The organism is Pedobacter sp. GW822-FHT03F06 (assembly GCF_058801365.1).
In genome coordinates, this window is record NZ_JBXANE010000003.1 from 40,156 (window position 1) to 54,063 (window position 13,908).

Below are 13,908 nucleotides of genomic sequence, written 5' to 3' on the forward strand. Positions count from 1 at the left end.
TAGAATCTATGCTGTCTTATATTTCGGCAGATTAATCAGGAGTACACTTCCCAAAATAATCACCAAACCGATTACCTGTGTTAAACCAATCACTTCATTGGTAAAAGTTAAACTTAGTAAAACGGCTACTACCGGGTTTACATAAGCATAGGTACTCACCTGTGTAGCTGGGCGCACTTTAAGCAACCATACATAAGCACTGAATGCGGCAATTGAACCAAACAGAATAAGATAAACAATCGATAGCCAGGCATCAAGTGGAATACTCCCCCAATCCAATAACTTAAATTCTGATTTCAAAAAACCTCCAGGCAAAAAAGCCAAACTGGCCATCAACATCTGCCAGCCTGTGTTAACAGAAACCGAACTGCCTGTAGTGGGATGATATTTCGAATAAAGCGATCCTCCGGCCCAGGCTATTGGCCCGAAAACGAGTAATACCATACCTATAATCTGCAGATTACTTTGTGGTTTATCAAGCGCCTGTACAATCTGGTCACCAAACAAGAGCACCACACCTAAAAAACCAATTACTAAACCTGATACAATGTATTTATTGCTCAGGTTTTCTTTCCAATGCGATTTATCTAAAATAACGAACCATATTGCTGCCGAAGCTACCATAATGGCTACTAAACCGCTTGGGATAAACTGCTCAACCCAAATCACGATACCGTTGCCAAGGCCCAACATTAAAATACCACTTACTGCTGCAATTTTGATGGTTTTTAGGTTAAAAATATCTTCTCCCTTAATTTTGCACCAGCTTAACATTAGCACCCCCGCAATAGAAAAACGGAATGCGCCTAAAATAAAAGGCGGGAACCCAGCCAATGCTTTCTGGATAAAAAAGTAGGTAGAGCCCCAAACGATGTATACGATAGCAAATGCCAGGTAAACCATTACCGGCGATGCTGTTTTATTTAAATTTGACATATGCTTATTTTTCAGGGATTACTAATTTTTGCTGCTCTTTCACGGTCTCCAGCACAATAGTGGTTTTAACCGATAAAATATTCGGAATCTTACTAAATTCATCCCGTAGTAAGGCCATTAATGAGGCTGAATCTGCTGTTCTCACTTTAATCAGAAAGCAATCATCTCCAGCAATTACATGCACTTCTTGCACATCGGGTATTTTTGCCAGTTCGTTTGCGGTATCACTACAGCCCAAACTTTGTGACGATTTCATTGAAATAAAGGCTAGCAGTTTTAAATCGAGTGCCACAGGGTTTATCCGGGCATTATACTGGGTAATTACATTTTTCTTTTCCAACTTCTTTACCCGTTCCAACACCGCTGAAGGAACCAGATCCAATGCCTTTGCTAAATCCACATTCGAGATCCGGGCATTATCCTGCATAAGCCTAAGTATAGCCAGATCGACATGATCTAAACTAAAGTTGTTTTCAATTACCATTCTATAAAAATATAAATATTTAGAATAAAATTCACAATAATTTATTTTAAAATGAATTTTATTCTTATTTATTATTTTATTATGATAATTAGTCGGCAAAAGAACAGATAAACCGACTTTTATATTCCAAGCTTATCGTACAGATCGATAACCTTTTTACGAAGCTTATTAATTTCTTCTTCCTTTTCGATCAGTTCTTTTTTAAGCGCAGCGAGTTCTTCCGATGAATCTGATATTACAGACTGCCCAGATATCAACTGCATTACAGAAACCTTAAACGTTTTGGAAATCTGGAGTAAACGGGAAATATTGAGGTCGGTTTGGCCGGTCTCTATTTTACAAAAGGCCGGAGTAGAAATATTAAGTTTTTTAGCAGCATCCGCCTGACTTAAACCCAAGGCCAATCTACTTTGCTTAATGTGATCTCCAATGCTTTTCATAGTTTTTTAGATATGAGATACTAGATTTGAGATATGAGACACACATATTAAGAGACGTATCAAAGAAACGAGATTTGAGCAAATGGATTCGTCTCAAATCTCACTTCTCTAAAGCAGCCGCCAGTTCGGGCAGATCGAAACCTGCGTAATTGCCAGAACTCATCATGAGTAAATTAGTATCTTTATAATTCAAGCTTAACAAATACGCTTTTAATTCTGCTGCGTCATTAAAAAACTTCAGTTTTGGATTAGCAAATGCCTGCTGAACATCGTCTTCAGAAAAAGGCTCCATCCGCTTTTGTTCGAAAGATTTGATATCGATAAATACAATTGCCTCATCGGCTTTATCCATCGCACCTGTATATTCTTTCAGGAAATCTTTGTTCAAACTGCTAAAAGTATGCAATTCGATGCAAGCAACCAGTTTTCGGTTGGCAAATTGTCCTTTAACCGCATCGATAGTGGCTTTTAGTTTTGATGGCGAATGTGCAAAATCTTTGTAAACATTGGTCGATTCGTCAGCTGATATTACCTCTAAGCGTTTAGCTGCACCAGTAAATGAAGAAATAGCTACATCAAACTCGGCTTCACTGATTTCCAATTGTCTACATACCAATTTGGCTGCATTCAGGTTCATCAGGTTATGATCGCCAAATATCTTTAAAGCTGTTTCTTCTGGAAGCAGATAGGTTATTCCATTTCTAATCTCATGCGCTGGAATGGCATAAGCAATTTTTGAAACATTGGCTTTCGATTGTGTTACAATTTCATTTAAATCAGCGTCTGCTTCACAATAAATTAAAGTTCCGTTCTCCTCAATCGTATCGATAAATTTATCAAACTGTGAAGTATAATCGGCATAGGTTGGAAAAACATTGATGTGATCCCATGCAATACCACTGATTACTGCCACATTTGCCTTGTAAAGATGAAATTTAGGTCTTCTATCAATTGGTGAAGATAAATACTCATCTCCTTCTATAATCATTACCGGTGCTTCTTCGGTAACTTTCACCATCGTTTCGAAGCCAGCCAGCTGTGCACCAACCAAATAATCGAAATCTCGTTTATAGTAATTAAGCACATGCAAAATCATACTAGTGATGGTTGTTTTACCATGACTACCGCCAATGACTACGCGTAATTTATTTTTACTTTGCTCGTAAATATATTCAGGATAAGAATAGATTTTAACTCCTAATTCTTGTGCTTTCAATAACTCTGGATTATCAATCCGGGCGTGCATGCCTAAAATAACTGCATCCAGATCGTTTGAAATGCGGTTTTCATCCCAACCCATTTCAGCAGGCAATAGTCCGTATTTATCTAAACGGGATTTTGCTGGCTCGAAAATCACATCATCAGATCCCGAAATTTGATATCCTTTTTTATGTAAGGCGATGGCCAGATTATGCATTGCACTCCCTCCAATCGCAATAAAATGTATGCGCATATTTTTTATTTTAGATGTTAGATTTGAGACACAAGATTGGAAACCGGAGATGTGAGAACAATCTGCGCCTTAAACCTTAATCACTTTACCTTAAACCCTAAACCTTCCGTCCTTCTACCTTTTTTCAAACTGAGCCGCAACCCAGTCGCCATTTTGTTTATGATCGACGTATTTAATGCCGTATTTAGCACATTCAGCAGTAATCATTACTAAATCAGGATCTAAATAAAATCCACTGAAGAAAATTTTACCTCCAACTTTTAAAACGTCGGCATAACGATGAATCTGATCGAGCAGGATATTTCTATTGATATTAGCAAAAATAACATCGTATTCATCGTTGGGAATTACCTCTTTACTACCGCAAAGCGCATTTAGATTATCTACCTGGTTAAGTGCAGCATTTTCAATGGTACTTTCGTAGCAGATATCGTCATAATCGATGGCCACTAAGCTTTTAGCACCTAGTTTTGCTGCCAGAATAGCCAAAATTCCAGTACCACAGCCCATATCAAGGATATTTTTATCCTTTAAATCGGCAGCTAAAATATACTGCATTACCATTGTGGTCGTTTGATGATGACCAGTACCGAAAGCCATTTTAGGATCGATTACGATCTCATAGGGATATGATGGCTGAGGCTCGTGAAAGGTTGCCCTTACATAACATACATCATCAATAATAAGCGGACTAAAATTTTTCTCCCATTCGGCATTCCAGTTTTCGTCGGCAACATCTTCTAAAGTATATGCTGCTGCAAATTCTTCGCTATAATTTGCCAGGAGGTCTTTTAATTCCTGCTCGTTAAAATTGTCTTTGATTACGAAAGCCGTAAAACCACCCTCACTATCTTCGAAAGTATCGAAGCCTAAATCGGCAAGATCGCTGATGAGCAGATCCTGTTGATAATCTTCGATACTTTTGAATGTAAATATTGCTTTTGTGTATTGCATTTAGCTATTTAATGCTTTAATAATATCTGTAAAATCGCGTGATTTTAACGATGCACCACCAATAAGGCCGCCATCTATATCGTTCTGAGAAAATAAGCTTGCAGCGTTGCCTGGGTTACAGCTACCACCGTATAAAATGGTTGTATCATCAGCTACATTAAAACCATAGTTAGCTTGAATTTCACTGCGGATAAAAGCATGAATATCTTGCGCCTGCTCTGGTGAGGCAGTTAAACCGGTACCGATAGCCCAAACCGGCTCGTAAGCAATAACCAGTTTTTTGAAGTCTGCTTCAGCTAAACCAAAAATACCTTCTACCAATTGTTTTTTTAACACTTCATAATAGCTGCCGTTGTTACGCTCGTCTAAAGTTTCGCCAATACAGAAAATTGGTGTTAAACCATTAGCTAAGGCAACTTTAGTTTTTTCAGCTAATAAAGCATCGCTTTCAGCGAAATACTGTCTGCGTTCAGAGTGCCCTAAAATAACGTATTCTGCACCAACAGATTTTACCATCTTAGCTGAAGTTTCGCCTGTATATGCACCACTTTCTTTATCACTAATATTTTGAGCGCCAATTTTAACATCGTTACCACCCAATTTTGCCAAGCTGTTTAAATGAATAAACGGTGAGCAAATAATAGCGAGCTGATCGCCTTTGCGCTCATCTTTAACCATATTTACGATTTCGCTGAATAACGAAACACCATCGTTATAATCTAAGTTCATTTTCCAGTTACCGGCAACAATCTTTTTTCTCATTTTGTATTATTTAATGCTTGGTTGATCTTTCCAGATCGGGTTTTATATTAAAATCGCCTATACGATTCAGTTAATTCAAATATTTTAGTTATGATATCTTTTTCTATTTCATCAAAAACTATATTTTTCCGGGCAAACACCTTCTCGGTTGTTTCGAACATTTTATTCAGTTTATAGGTATCGAAACCACTGGCACCGCCCCAACTAAAATCAGGAATGTGGTGCGGAGGGAAGTCTGCGCCAAAAACATTAGCACCAATGCCAACCACACTACCGGTGTTAAACATGGTATTTATCCCCGATTTAGCATGATCGGCCATAATTAAACCACAGAACTGCAGGTTAGTGTTCCGCATTTTTTTACTTTCATAATCGTACAGTTTTACTTCGGCATAGTTGTTTTTTAAATTCGAATTGTTGGTATCGGCACCTATATTGCACCATTCGCCCATTACCGAATTGCCCAGATATCCCTCGTGGCCTTTGGCCGAATTGCCCCAAATGACCGAGTTGTTAATTTCGCCTCCGGCACGGCTATTCGGACCTATGGTAGTACCTGAATATATTTTGGCCCCCATTTTTATAGACGAGTTATCGCAAAGTGCAAAGGATCCCCTTATTAAAGAACCTTCCCACACTTCAGCATTTTTACCGATGTAAATAGGTCCGTAGGTACTATTTAAAACACTGCATTCCGCTTTAGCACCTTCTTCAAGGAAAATATCATCTCCCAATAGCTGATTGCTACTGCTTAACTTTGCCGAACTGCGCCCTTCGGTCAATAACTTAAAGTCTTTTCTGATCTCGCCTGGATTATTCCCAAAAATATGCTCTGGATAAACAATTTGTATGAAATCTCCTGTGTATTCTACCGGTTTTAGCGATTTAACCGATTCCAAATCATGTTGATCTGAAATATAAGCGATAATAACATCTCTTTTATAAAGCACATCACCTGCTTTAAGTTTATTTACGGCGTTTAGCAAAGCCTCATCCGGACAAACAGAACCGTTTATAAATAAATCGGCATTGGGTTTTGGCGCAAACTTTACAGAAAGGTAATCTTGGGTATGAAAGCCAAAATCGGCTTTTAAATGTTTGGCCCATTTCTCGGCAATGGTTAAAATACCAACGCGTAAATCGGCCACTGGCCTGGTAAAGGTAAGTGGGCGGAGAGATGCCCAGCAAGAATCATCAAAAAGATTGATTGTCATAAGCAACAAAAATAAAAAAAGTCCCGATGCTTTTGGCAAAGGGACTTCAAAAAATGCTTTTTTGTTGCTAAATTATTTCTTAGCGTAACGGTTTTTGAATTTATCGATACGTCCTGCTGTATCAACCAATTTCATTTTACCAGTATAAAAAGGGTGTGAAGTGTGAGAAATCTCTAATTTATAAAGAGGATACTCGTTACCATCTTCCCATTTAATTGTTTCTTTAGTATCTACACAAGATTTTGTTAAGAAAGCATATTCGTTAGACATGTCTTTAAAAACAACTGGTCTGTAGCTTGTTGGGTGCAAATCTTTTTTCATTTGAATATTATTTTAAGTTATTTGTGTGAAAGCATCAAGAACATTTTTGCAATTTGCTGGCAACAACGCTTATGACATTTCCTATTAGTCTTTCTACCTCTATTTTAGAGGATGCAAATATCTTAATTTTATTTTTGATTTACAAGCCTAAATTAAAATTTTAATTATAAGATTTTTAGCATCTGTTTTAATAAAACTGATTAAAACAATGTTTATGGTAAAACAATTGCTCCATGCACCTATCGTGCAACAAACCTAAACTTTTTTTGGACTGCATATTGTTTTTCAGATATTTAAAAAATATGTGTAAATTTGATATATGAGAAAAGACAGCGAATTTGATGGAATTATCCATTCTAGCAGTAGCGGAAAGCTCTACATTAAAAGCCCCGATTTCTTTGCACAGCCAAGGATCAGACAAATGGTGGGCGCTTTAATGGAATCGAGTATTTTCAAAAAGATAGAAAAGGATAAAAACAAGAAATAGCCAATATAGATGCCTTTTAACCTGCTCTTGTTCCCTCTTGTAGGCGGCTATTATATTCTGATCAGGTTCAGGTACCTCAGATACGTACAATATCGGTTAGAAAACCAACGTGTGCTGTTAAATTCTGCTTTTGCAGGCATCCTGCTTTTGGGGGTATGCTTTTTATTAAGAGGATTATTCATTGCCATTTTTCCTGAAACCGTTGAGCAATTAAGCAAATTACTTCCCATCCACACGCCTTATTTCGGAACCACCAGCATGTCGTTATTTGTAGCTGTAGGTGCAACAGAAATCGCAAATCTTTTTATTAATCGCCTTAAAGCAATAAAAAGGGCAATTGCTACTTCGGGAAATGAATTTGAACTTCTACTGAGTTCGTCTTTTTTTGACGCACACCTCTTGCAGTTTACCATGGATAGTGGTAAATTTTACATTGGCTGGGTTAAAGAGCTACCAAAACCCTTTACCACCAGTTATATCCGCATTACGCCTGCTTTTAGCGGCTATCGCAAGGCTGACGATAAAGAACTGGTTTTTACCACCCAGTATTTAACGGTTTATGCGAGTTATATTGAAGATGGTTCTGTTGCAAACACAGATGAGTTAAAAACCGACCTCGTATTAAAAGCCGATAAGATTAACTCCATTTCGTTTTTTGATATGGATATGTACAATCGTTTTAACCCTTCGCAAGCATAAGCTTCTATTCCTAATCCTTCTTTTGACTGTATTTTTTCCAGGTTTCTATTTTAGCCATTTGGCGGGCAATGTAGGCATCAGCAATTACTTCAGCCGAGCTTGAGCCTTCTACAGTTTCTAATAATTCTTTTAATTTATACTGATCTACATCTGCCTTATATAAAATCTGGATCAGTTTAGGGAAGTCGTTATCGATTAAATAAGCAAAGGCATCAACCATTGCATCGCGCAACTGATTCTCAGAAAGATCATCTGGTATATCGAAATCTTTGTTGATTATACTAATTAATGACATAGAATAGGATTTTTGAGATTACAGGATTTTAAGATCAGCTTTTTATGCGATTAGCGCTAAACCAAGAACCACAGGCCAATTTAAATAAACCTGATAAAAGCGGCAGCTCCCGATTCTTCATCGGGACTATAGCGGTTAGCAGGACTGAATAGGCTATGGAATACGGAACCAATCATTTTCAAAAACAATCATGGATCAATTGACACCCCGCCTTGCAGGTACCCCTCTAAAAGAGGGGCATGAAACAATCGCATTAACATCTTCTAAATCCATTTAATTTCCTGGCAGATCTCGATCAGCACACCATTGGTATCTTTCGGATGCACAAAACACACCATCTTATTATCTGCGCCTTTTTTGGGCGACTCGCTAAGCAACACAAATCCTTCTTTATGCAGGCGTTCCATTTCGGCCAGGATATCATCAACCAGAAAAGCGATATGATGGATCCCCTCTCCTTTTTTTTCGATAAATTTAGCAATTGCACTATCTGGAGCAGTAGCCTGAAGCAGTTCTACCTTGTTTTCGCCAGTTTTAAAGAAAGCTGTATTTACAAATTCAGATGCAACTTGCTCAGTTTTATAGCAATCGGTATTCAATAGTTTCTGATAAATATCTATAGAACTGTTAAGGTCTTTTACCGCGATGCCGATGTGTTCTATCTTATTCATAGATTATAAGGTTATGTGAATGTAAAAATGCAGCTTTTCTCTATAAGGTCATAGCTATTATTTATAATTGTTAAATAAGTTTTTTCGTATCTTTGTGTTATAATTAACAGAATAGAGATGAAACAGCCGATATATTTAGATAATAATGCAACCACCCCGTTAGATCCTAGGGTGCTGGAAGCAATGCTACCTTACTTTACAGAGAAATTTGGAAATGCCGCAAGTCGTAATCACGCGTTTGGCTGGGTGGCTGAAGAGGGTGTAGATTATGCCCGTGAGCAGGTAGCCAAATTAATCGGCTGTACTGAAAAAGAAATTATTTTTACATCAGGTGCAACTGAAGCCGATAACCTGGCTATTAAGGGTGTATTTGAAATGTATAAAGAAAAAGGTAACCACATTATTACTGCGGTTACTGAACATAAAGCGGTTTTAGATACTTGCAAACACCTGGAGAAAAACGGTGCACGTGTAACTTATTTAGGCGTTAAAGAAGACGGTTTAATTGATTTGGCTGAATTAGAAGCTGCCATGACTCCTGAAACGATTTTAGTTTCGATCATGTATGGCAACAACGAAATCGGTGTAATTCAACCCGTTAAAGAAATTGCGGCAATTGCACACAAACACGGTGCTTTATTTATGACTGATGCTACGCAGGCAGTTGGTAAAATTCCTGTTGATGTAAATGCTGATGGTATCGATTTAATGGCTTTCTCGGCACACAAAATGTACGGCCCGAAAGGTGTTGGTGTACTTTACGTTCGCCGTAAAAACCCAAGGGTTAAAGTTACTGCACAAATGGACGGTGGTGGCCACGAGCGCGGAATGCGTTCTGGTACATTAAACGTTCCAGGTATTGTTGGTTTAGGTAAAGCATGTGAACTTTGCCGTTTAGAGATGGAAAGCGAATCGATCCGTTTAGCTGCTTTACGCGACAAATTAGAGTCTACTTTAAGCAAAATGGAAGAGAGTTATGTTAATGGTAATACACAACACCGTTTACCACACGTAGCCAATATCTCTTTCAAATATGTTGAGGGTGAAGGTTTAATGATGGCAATGAGTGATTTAGCGGTATCTTCGGGATCGGCTTGTACTTCAGCATCTTTAGAACCATCATACGTTTTAAAAAGCTTAGGTTTATCGGATGATTTAGCACACTCTTCTATCCGTTACGGTTTAGGCAGGTTTACAACAGAAGCAGAGATCGATCAGGCTATTGAAGTGACTCAAAAAGCAGTTAACCACTTAAGAGAACTTTCTCCACTTTGGGAAATGTTTAAAGAAGGAATTGACCTGAGTAAAATTGAGTGGGCGGAACACTAGTTCAGTTTGAAGTTGGCAGTTTGCAGTTTTGAGTAGGCAAACTGATAATTGAAAATTGATAATTGAAAACTAAAAATAAAATTGCTCCGGAAGGAGATAAAAAAATAAAATCATGGCATATTCAGAAAAAGTAATTGACCATTACAATAACCCACGTAACGTAGGTACTTTAAATAAAGACAGCAAATTTGTAGGAACAGGATTAGTTGGTGCACCTGAGTGCGGCGACGTAATGCGTTTACAAATTGAAGTTGGAGAAGATAACGTAATCACTGATGCTAAATTTAAAACATTTGGTTGTGGTTCGGCTATTGCTTCTTCTTCTTTAGCTACAGAATGGTTAAAAGGAAAAACAATTGATGAGGCTTTATCTATTGACAATATGGATATTGTTGAAGAATTGGCTTTACCTCCGGTAAAAATTCACTGCTCGGTTTTGGCAGAGGATGCAATTAAATCGGCCATTAACGATTACCGTGTTAAAAATGGTTTAGAGGCAATTGTGTTAGAAAAATCGCACCATTAATAAGTAACAAGACATAAGTATGTAGTATCAAGACTATAATAATTCAATCTTTATACTAGATGCTAAATACTCGATACGATGATCACAATAACAGATAAAGCAAAAGAAAAAATCACCCACTTAATGCAGGATTCAGAAATGGGTTCTGATTACTTTTTACGCGTTTCAGTAAAAGGTGGTGGCTGTTCGGGCTTATCATACAATTTAGATTTTGATAACGAAGAACAAAAAGGCGATCAGTTTTTTGAAGACAGAGGAATCAAAATTGCTTTGGATATGAAATCATTTCTTTATTTGGCCGGAACTGAATTAGATTTCACCGATGGCTTAAATGGAAAAGGTTTTAACTTTATAAACCCAAATGCCAGCCGCAGCTGTGGCTGTGGCGAAAGCTTCTCTGTTTAAAATCTTATAAAATATATTATTTAAGGGCCCCGAAAATTTCGGGGCCCTTTTGTATTTTTAAACCAAAAAGCCTTATAATTGTTAATTATAATTAGCGAACCAATACGAGCATGCCACTAATAAACGAATTTTCAACTGTTCCTACCTTGTTGCGAAATGTTGTAAAAAACATCCATAAACCTCAAGAAACCTTTTTGATTCATAAACAAGGTACAGAATGGACTGAAATTTCTTATGAAGATACTTTAAAAAGAGCCGACGCTGTTTCTGCTTTCTTTTTAGAGAAAGGAATAAAAAAAGGCGACCGATTAGGATTAATGATCGAGAATTCACCTGAATACGTATATTATGATCAGGGAATCCAGCAGATTGGTGTAATTAACGTATCCATTTACCCTACACTTTCTGAACAGGAAGTAGCTTACATCATTAACGACTCTGGCATAAAAGCTATTCTTATTGGAAATAACTTTCTATACCGTAAAGTATTAAAGGTAGCAGCCAATTGCAAACAGTTAAAATATATTATTCCTGCTTTTAAAGATTTTGAAAAAGTTGTTATTCCAGAAGATGTACATGTAGAAGTTATTGCCTTTTCTGATATCCTGGCACTTAAACATCAGGTTACGGCTGCCGAAAGGGCTGACATTGACCAATGCAGAAGTTTGGTTTTACCTGACGATGTTTCCTCTTTAATTTACACCTCGGGAACAACAGGAACGCCAAAAGGTGTAATGCTTACCCATTATAACTTTGTTAAAAATGTGGAGGTTTGCTTGCAGCAGATCCCTGTGATTGATCAAACGGAAACTTTCCTTTCTTTTTTACCCTTATCGCACGTATTCGAGCGTACAGCAACTTACCATGTTTGCTGCGCACAAGGCTGTAAAATTGCCTTCGCGCAGAGTTTAGAGTTATTGGCCAAAAACATGGGCGAAGTTCGTCCAACGGTAATGAGCTGCGTTCCGCGTTTATTGGAACGCATACACGATAAAGCGATAAAAGGAGGAACTGCTGGTGGAGGTACAAAAGCAAAAATATTTACCTGGGCCTTAGAAACCGGAAATAAGTACCGCGTAGCAAAAGAAGCCGGCAAAAATCCTGGCCTCATTTTATCAGCAAAAAAAGGGATAGCAGAGAAATTGGTTTTTAGTAAAATTAAAGAGAAAACCGGCGGACGTTTAAAGTTTATGATTTCTGGCGGTGCCGCCCTACCTAAAAATGTGGGTGAATTTTTTGGCGATCTGGGCATTAAAATATTAGAAGGATTTGGCTTAACAGAAACTTCGCCGGTAATGTCGGTTACCGAATACCACAGACAGGTTTATGGCACTGTTGGCCGCGTAATTCCAGGAATTGAAGTGGGTATACAAGATGTCGAAACTAAAGAAATGCTCAGTATCCAAACGCACAATACTTTTAACGAAGAATTTGAATGCGCCGAAGGTGAAGTAATTGTACGCGGTCATTGCGTAATGAAAGGCTACTTTAACAAACCTGCAGAAACAGCCGAAGCGATAGATAAAGACATGTGGTTCCACACCGGAGATATTGGTCGCTTTTATAAAGGTAATCTGCAGATTACAGATCGTTTGAAAAACATGATCGTAAATGCTTATGGCAAAAATGTTTATCCTACCCCGGTAGAAAACATTTACCTGAAAAGCCCAAAAATTGATCAGCTTTTTTTAATCGGAGATAAACGTGAGTTTATTACGGCAATTATTATTCCGAACAGGGAAACTTTGGAAGAAACCTTTAAACTCAAACCATCGTTTTTTGAAGAGGCAGATCCTTTTATCCGCGATCAGGAAATTATAGATTGGATGGAACAGGATATTAAAAAAATATCAAACGAACTGGCCAAATTTGAGCGCATTAAAAACTTTAAGATTAAGCGTAATCCTTTCAACATAGATGAAGGAGAAATTACCCCTACCATGAAAGTTAAACGCCGGATTGTAGAAAAGAAATATGCCGAAGCCATTAACGAAATGTATGAGGAAGGTATAGAAGCTGAATCATAATTAAATAAAGGGTCATCATTACCAATCTTGTAATCATGGCCCTTTATTTTTCTGAATACCTAAAAATCAACTACAGTTCCAATCCATTTGCGTCGGTAGTCAATATTTCACTCATGTAATCAAAGAAAGGGCGCATATTTTTAAATTCCTGATTACAATATCCTACGTATTCTCTACTTAAAACTTCCTGATCAGTAAATCGATGAACTAACAAAAATTGTTTATAACGTAGCAGATCGATATCCGGATGATCTCCATCAAAACCCTTTGGAGCAGTCTTTAATTGTTCGCCTTTCAAAGTCTCAAAGGAAGCAATAAAAGTTTTATCATTTAATATTTTTCTTAAAGGCTCGGCATCAAAACTTAGATTTTCCCTTATCAGTTTCAAATCTTGAGGAGAAGGCCCGAAAAAGCCGCCGGCCACAAAACTATTACCTGGTTCGATATGAAAATAGTAGCCACCCCTTCTTTGTTTACCTGCCCGTTTAAAACTTCCGCTCCAATGGGTTTTATAGGGCGTTTTATCATTTGAAAAACGCGTATCCCGATAAATCCGGTATAAACTTTTCTTTCCCGATGGTGTTTCAATTACATCGTGGGTATTCATCATATCTAATAAATCCTGTGCAAAAGATTCTATATATGCATGTTCTTTCAGGTAAGCTATTTTATGGTCGTTAAACCACTCACGTTCGTTGTTATTTTTTAACAACCTTAAAAACTCAAAACTAGAAGGTGGTATTTGTTTTATATCGGGCATCGTTTTTTAAATGGCTATTCACGTCCAAACAAATATAACATCTGTAGAACACTAAATTCACATGCTAAAAAAATTTACCCGATGAAATACTTAAAAACTTCAGCGGGGTTCTGACCATGGAGTAGCTATCAGACCAATAAAACGA

The 13,908-nt window shown here is 37.5% G+C and carries 17 protein-coding genes; 6 read left to right on the forward strand and 11 right to left on the reverse strand.

The window, feature by feature from the left end:
• Positions 1 to 6: 6 nt before the first annotated feature.
• The 8 genes from AC1RJ8_RS05620 to AC1RJ8_RS05655 all read right to left on the reverse strand — a co-directional run bounded on the left by AC1RJ8_RS05620 (position 7) and on the right by AC1RJ8_RS05655 (position 6,564).
• Positions 7 to 936, reverse strand: a complete 930-nt coding sequence (locus AC1RJ8_RS05620; protein ID WP_492953234.1) for an EamA family transporter — start codon at positions 934 to 936, stop codon at positions 7 to 9.
• A gap of 4 nt (positions 937 to 940) precedes the next feature.
• On the reverse strand, positions 941 to 1,420 hold the full coding sequence (locus tag AC1RJ8_RS05625; RefSeq protein WP_086546673.1) for an Lrp/AsnC family transcriptional regulator: 480 nt from the start codon (positions 1,418 to 1,420) through the stop codon (positions 941 to 943).
• A 119-nt stretch (positions 1,421 to 1,539) separates the two neighbouring features.
• Positions 1,540 to 1,860: a helix-turn-helix domain-containing protein gene (locus AC1RJ8_RS05630; RefSeq protein ID WP_492953233.1), complete on the reverse strand. Its 321-nt coding sequence runs from the start codon at positions 1,858 to 1,860 to the stop codon at positions 1,540 to 1,542.
• A 100-nt stretch (positions 1,861 to 1,960) separates the two neighbouring features.
• Positions 1,961 to 3,313: a UDP-N-acetylmuramate--L-alanine ligase gene (locus AC1RJ8_RS05635; protein WP_492953232.1), complete on the reverse strand. Its 1,353-nt coding sequence runs from the start codon at positions 3,311 to 3,313 to the stop codon at positions 1,961 to 1,963.
• 114 nt (positions 3,314 to 3,427) lie between these two features.
• Positions 3,428 to 4,267, reverse strand: coding sequence for a 50S ribosomal protein L11 methyltransferase (prmA, locus tag AC1RJ8_RS05640; protein ID WP_492953231.1), 840 nt, complete (start codon positions 4,265 to 4,267; stop codon positions 3,428 to 3,430).
• Positions 4,268 to 5,029 carry a triose-phosphate isomerase gene (tpiA, locus tag AC1RJ8_RS05645; RefSeq protein ID WP_492953230.1) on the reverse strand — a complete coding sequence of 254 codons (762 nt, stop codon included), beginning with the start codon at positions 5,027 to 5,029 and terminating at the stop codon, positions 4,268 to 4,270.
• A gap of 47 nt (positions 5,030 to 5,076) precedes the next feature.
• Complete coding sequence (locus AC1RJ8_RS05650) at positions 5,077 to 6,243, reverse strand: putative sugar nucleotidyl transferase (protein WP_492953229.1); 1,167 nt, start codon at positions 6,241 to 6,243, stop codon at positions 5,077 to 5,079.
• Between the two features lie 72 nt (positions 6,244 to 6,315).
• Positions 6,316 to 6,564: a type B 50S ribosomal protein L31 gene (locus AC1RJ8_RS05655; RefSeq protein WP_025142617.1), complete on the reverse strand. Its 249-nt coding sequence runs from the start codon at positions 6,562 to 6,564 to the stop codon at positions 6,316 to 6,318.
• A 319-nt stretch (positions 6,565 to 6,883) separates the two neighbouring features.
• Here AC1RJ8_RS05655 and AC1RJ8_RS05660 point away from each other — a divergent pair, with 319 nt between their 5' ends.
• Positions 6,884 to 7,051 (forward strand): hypothetical protein, encoded by a 168-nt coding sequence (locus AC1RJ8_RS05660; protein ID WP_157258143.1) that lies wholly within the window; start codon positions 6,884 to 6,886, stop codon positions 7,049 to 7,051.
• 9 nt (positions 7,052 to 7,060) lie between these two features.
• Positions 7,061 to 7,750, forward strand: a complete 690-nt coding sequence (locus AC1RJ8_RS05665; RefSeq protein ID WP_492953228.1) for a hypothetical protein — start codon at positions 7,061 to 7,063, stop codon at positions 7,748 to 7,750.
• Between the two features lie 10 nt (positions 7,751 to 7,760).
• Here AC1RJ8_RS05665 and AC1RJ8_RS05670 read toward each other — a convergent pair whose 3' ends face one another.
• Both AC1RJ8_RS05670 and mce read right to left on the reverse strand, forming a co-directional pair.
• Positions 7,761 to 8,045, reverse strand: a complete 285-nt coding sequence (locus tag AC1RJ8_RS05670; RefSeq protein ID WP_492953227.1) for a hypothetical protein — start codon at positions 8,043 to 8,045, stop codon at positions 7,761 to 7,763.
• Between the two features lie 263 nt (positions 8,046 to 8,308).
• A complete protein-coding gene (gene mce / locus AC1RJ8_RS05675; protein ID WP_492953226.1) occupies positions 8,309 to 8,716 on the reverse strand; it encodes a methylmalonyl-CoA epimerase in 408 nt (135 codons plus the stop codon).
• Between the two features lie 117 nt (positions 8,717 to 8,833).
• Here mce and AC1RJ8_RS05680 point away from each other — a divergent pair, with 117 nt between their 5' ends.
• The 4 genes from AC1RJ8_RS05680 to AC1RJ8_RS05695 all read left to right on the forward strand — a co-directional run bounded on the left by AC1RJ8_RS05680 (position 8,834) and on the right by AC1RJ8_RS05695 (position 13,003).
• Entirely contained in the window at positions 8,834 to 10,045 is a 1,212-nt protein-coding gene (locus AC1RJ8_RS05680; protein WP_492953225.1) for an IscS subfamily cysteine desulfurase, read from the forward strand.
• 112 nt (positions 10,046 to 10,157) lie between these two features.
• Positions 10,158 to 10,571: a Fe-S cluster assembly scaffold IscU gene (gene iscU / locus AC1RJ8_RS05685; protein WP_025142622.1), complete on the forward strand. Its 414-nt coding sequence runs from the start codon at positions 10,158 to 10,160 to the stop codon at positions 10,569 to 10,571.
• Between the two features lie 78 nt (positions 10,572 to 10,649).
• Positions 10,650 to 10,976, forward strand: coding sequence for a HesB/IscA family protein (locus AC1RJ8_RS05690; protein ID WP_025142623.1), 327 nt, complete (start codon positions 10,650 to 10,652; stop codon positions 10,974 to 10,976).
• Positions 10,977 to 11,086: 110 nt separating this feature from the next.
• The gene (locus AC1RJ8_RS05695) at positions 11,087 to 13,003 is read left to right on the forward strand and encodes an AMP-dependent synthetase/ligase (protein ID WP_492953224.1); all 1,917 of its coding nucleotides are present in this window, start codon (positions 11,087 to 11,089) and stop codon (positions 13,001 to 13,003) included.
• Between the two features lie 70 nt (positions 13,004 to 13,073).
• Here the strand turns inward: AC1RJ8_RS05695 and AC1RJ8_RS05700 are convergent, their stop codons facing one another.
• Positions 13,074 to 13,763 (reverse strand): DUF2461 domain-containing protein, encoded by a 690-nt coding sequence (locus AC1RJ8_RS05700; RefSeq protein WP_492953223.1) that lies wholly within the window; start codon positions 13,761 to 13,763, stop codon positions 13,074 to 13,076.
• Positions 13,764 to 13,908 lie beyond the last annotated feature (145 nt).

Coding starts and splice junctions, on each gene's coding strand:
- AC1RJ8_RS05620 (WP_492953234.1), bottom strand. CDS start 936: ATGTCAAATTTAAATAAAACAGCATCGCCGGTAATGGTTTACCTGGCA.
- AC1RJ8_RS05625 (WP_086546673.1), bottom strand. CDS start 1,420: ATGGTAATTGAAAACAACTTTAGTTTAGATCATGTCGATCTGGCTATA.
- AC1RJ8_RS05630 (WP_492953233.1), bottom strand. CDS start 1,860: ATGAAAAGCATTGGAGATCACATTAAGCAAAGTAGATTGGCCTTGGGT.
- AC1RJ8_RS05635 (WP_492953232.1), bottom strand. CDS start 3,313: ATGCGCATACATTTTATTGCGATTGGAGGGAGTGCAATGCATAATCTG.
- prmA (WP_492953231.1), bottom strand. CDS start 4,267: ATGCAATACACAAAAGCAATATTTACATTCAAAAGTATCGAAGATTAT.
- tpiA (WP_492953230.1), bottom strand. CDS start 5,029: ATGAGAAAAAAGATTGTTGCCGGTAACTGGAAAATGAACTTAGATTAT.
- AC1RJ8_RS05650 (WP_492953229.1), bottom strand. CDS start 6,243: ATGACAATCAATCTTTTTGATGATTCTTGCTGGGCATCTCTCCGCCCA.
- AC1RJ8_RS05655 (WP_025142617.1), bottom strand. CDS start 6,564: ATGAAAAAAGATTTGCACCCAACAAGCTACAGACCAGTTGTTTTTAAA.
- AC1RJ8_RS05660 (WP_157258143.1), top strand. CDS start 6,884: ATGAGAAAAGACAGCGAATTTGATGGAATTATCCATTCTAGCAGTAGC.
- AC1RJ8_RS05665 (WP_492953228.1), top strand. CDS start 7,061: ATGCCTTTTAACCTGCTCTTGTTCCCTCTTGTAGGCGGCTATTATATT.
- AC1RJ8_RS05670 (WP_492953227.1), bottom strand. CDS start 8,045: ATGTCATTAATTAGTATAATCAACAAAGATTTCGATATACCAGATGAT.
- mce (WP_492953226.1), bottom strand. CDS start 8,716: ATGAATAAGATAGAACACATCGGCATCGCGGTAAAAGACCTTAACAGT.
- AC1RJ8_RS05680 (WP_492953225.1), top strand. CDS start 8,834: ATGAAACAGCCGATATATTTAGATAATAATGCAACCACCCCGTTAGAT.
- iscU (WP_025142622.1), top strand. CDS start 10,158: ATGGCATATTCAGAAAAAGTAATTGACCATTACAATAACCCACGTAAC.
- AC1RJ8_RS05690 (WP_025142623.1), top strand. CDS start 10,650: ATGATCACAATAACAGATAAAGCAAAAGAAAAAATCACCCACTTAATG.
- AC1RJ8_RS05695 (WP_492953224.1), top strand. CDS start 11,087: ATGCCACTAATAAACGAATTTTCAACTGTTCCTACCTTGTTGCGAAAT.
- AC1RJ8_RS05700 (WP_492953223.1), bottom strand. CDS start 13,763: ATGCCCGATATAAAACAAATACCACCTTCTAGTTTTGAGTTTTTAAGG.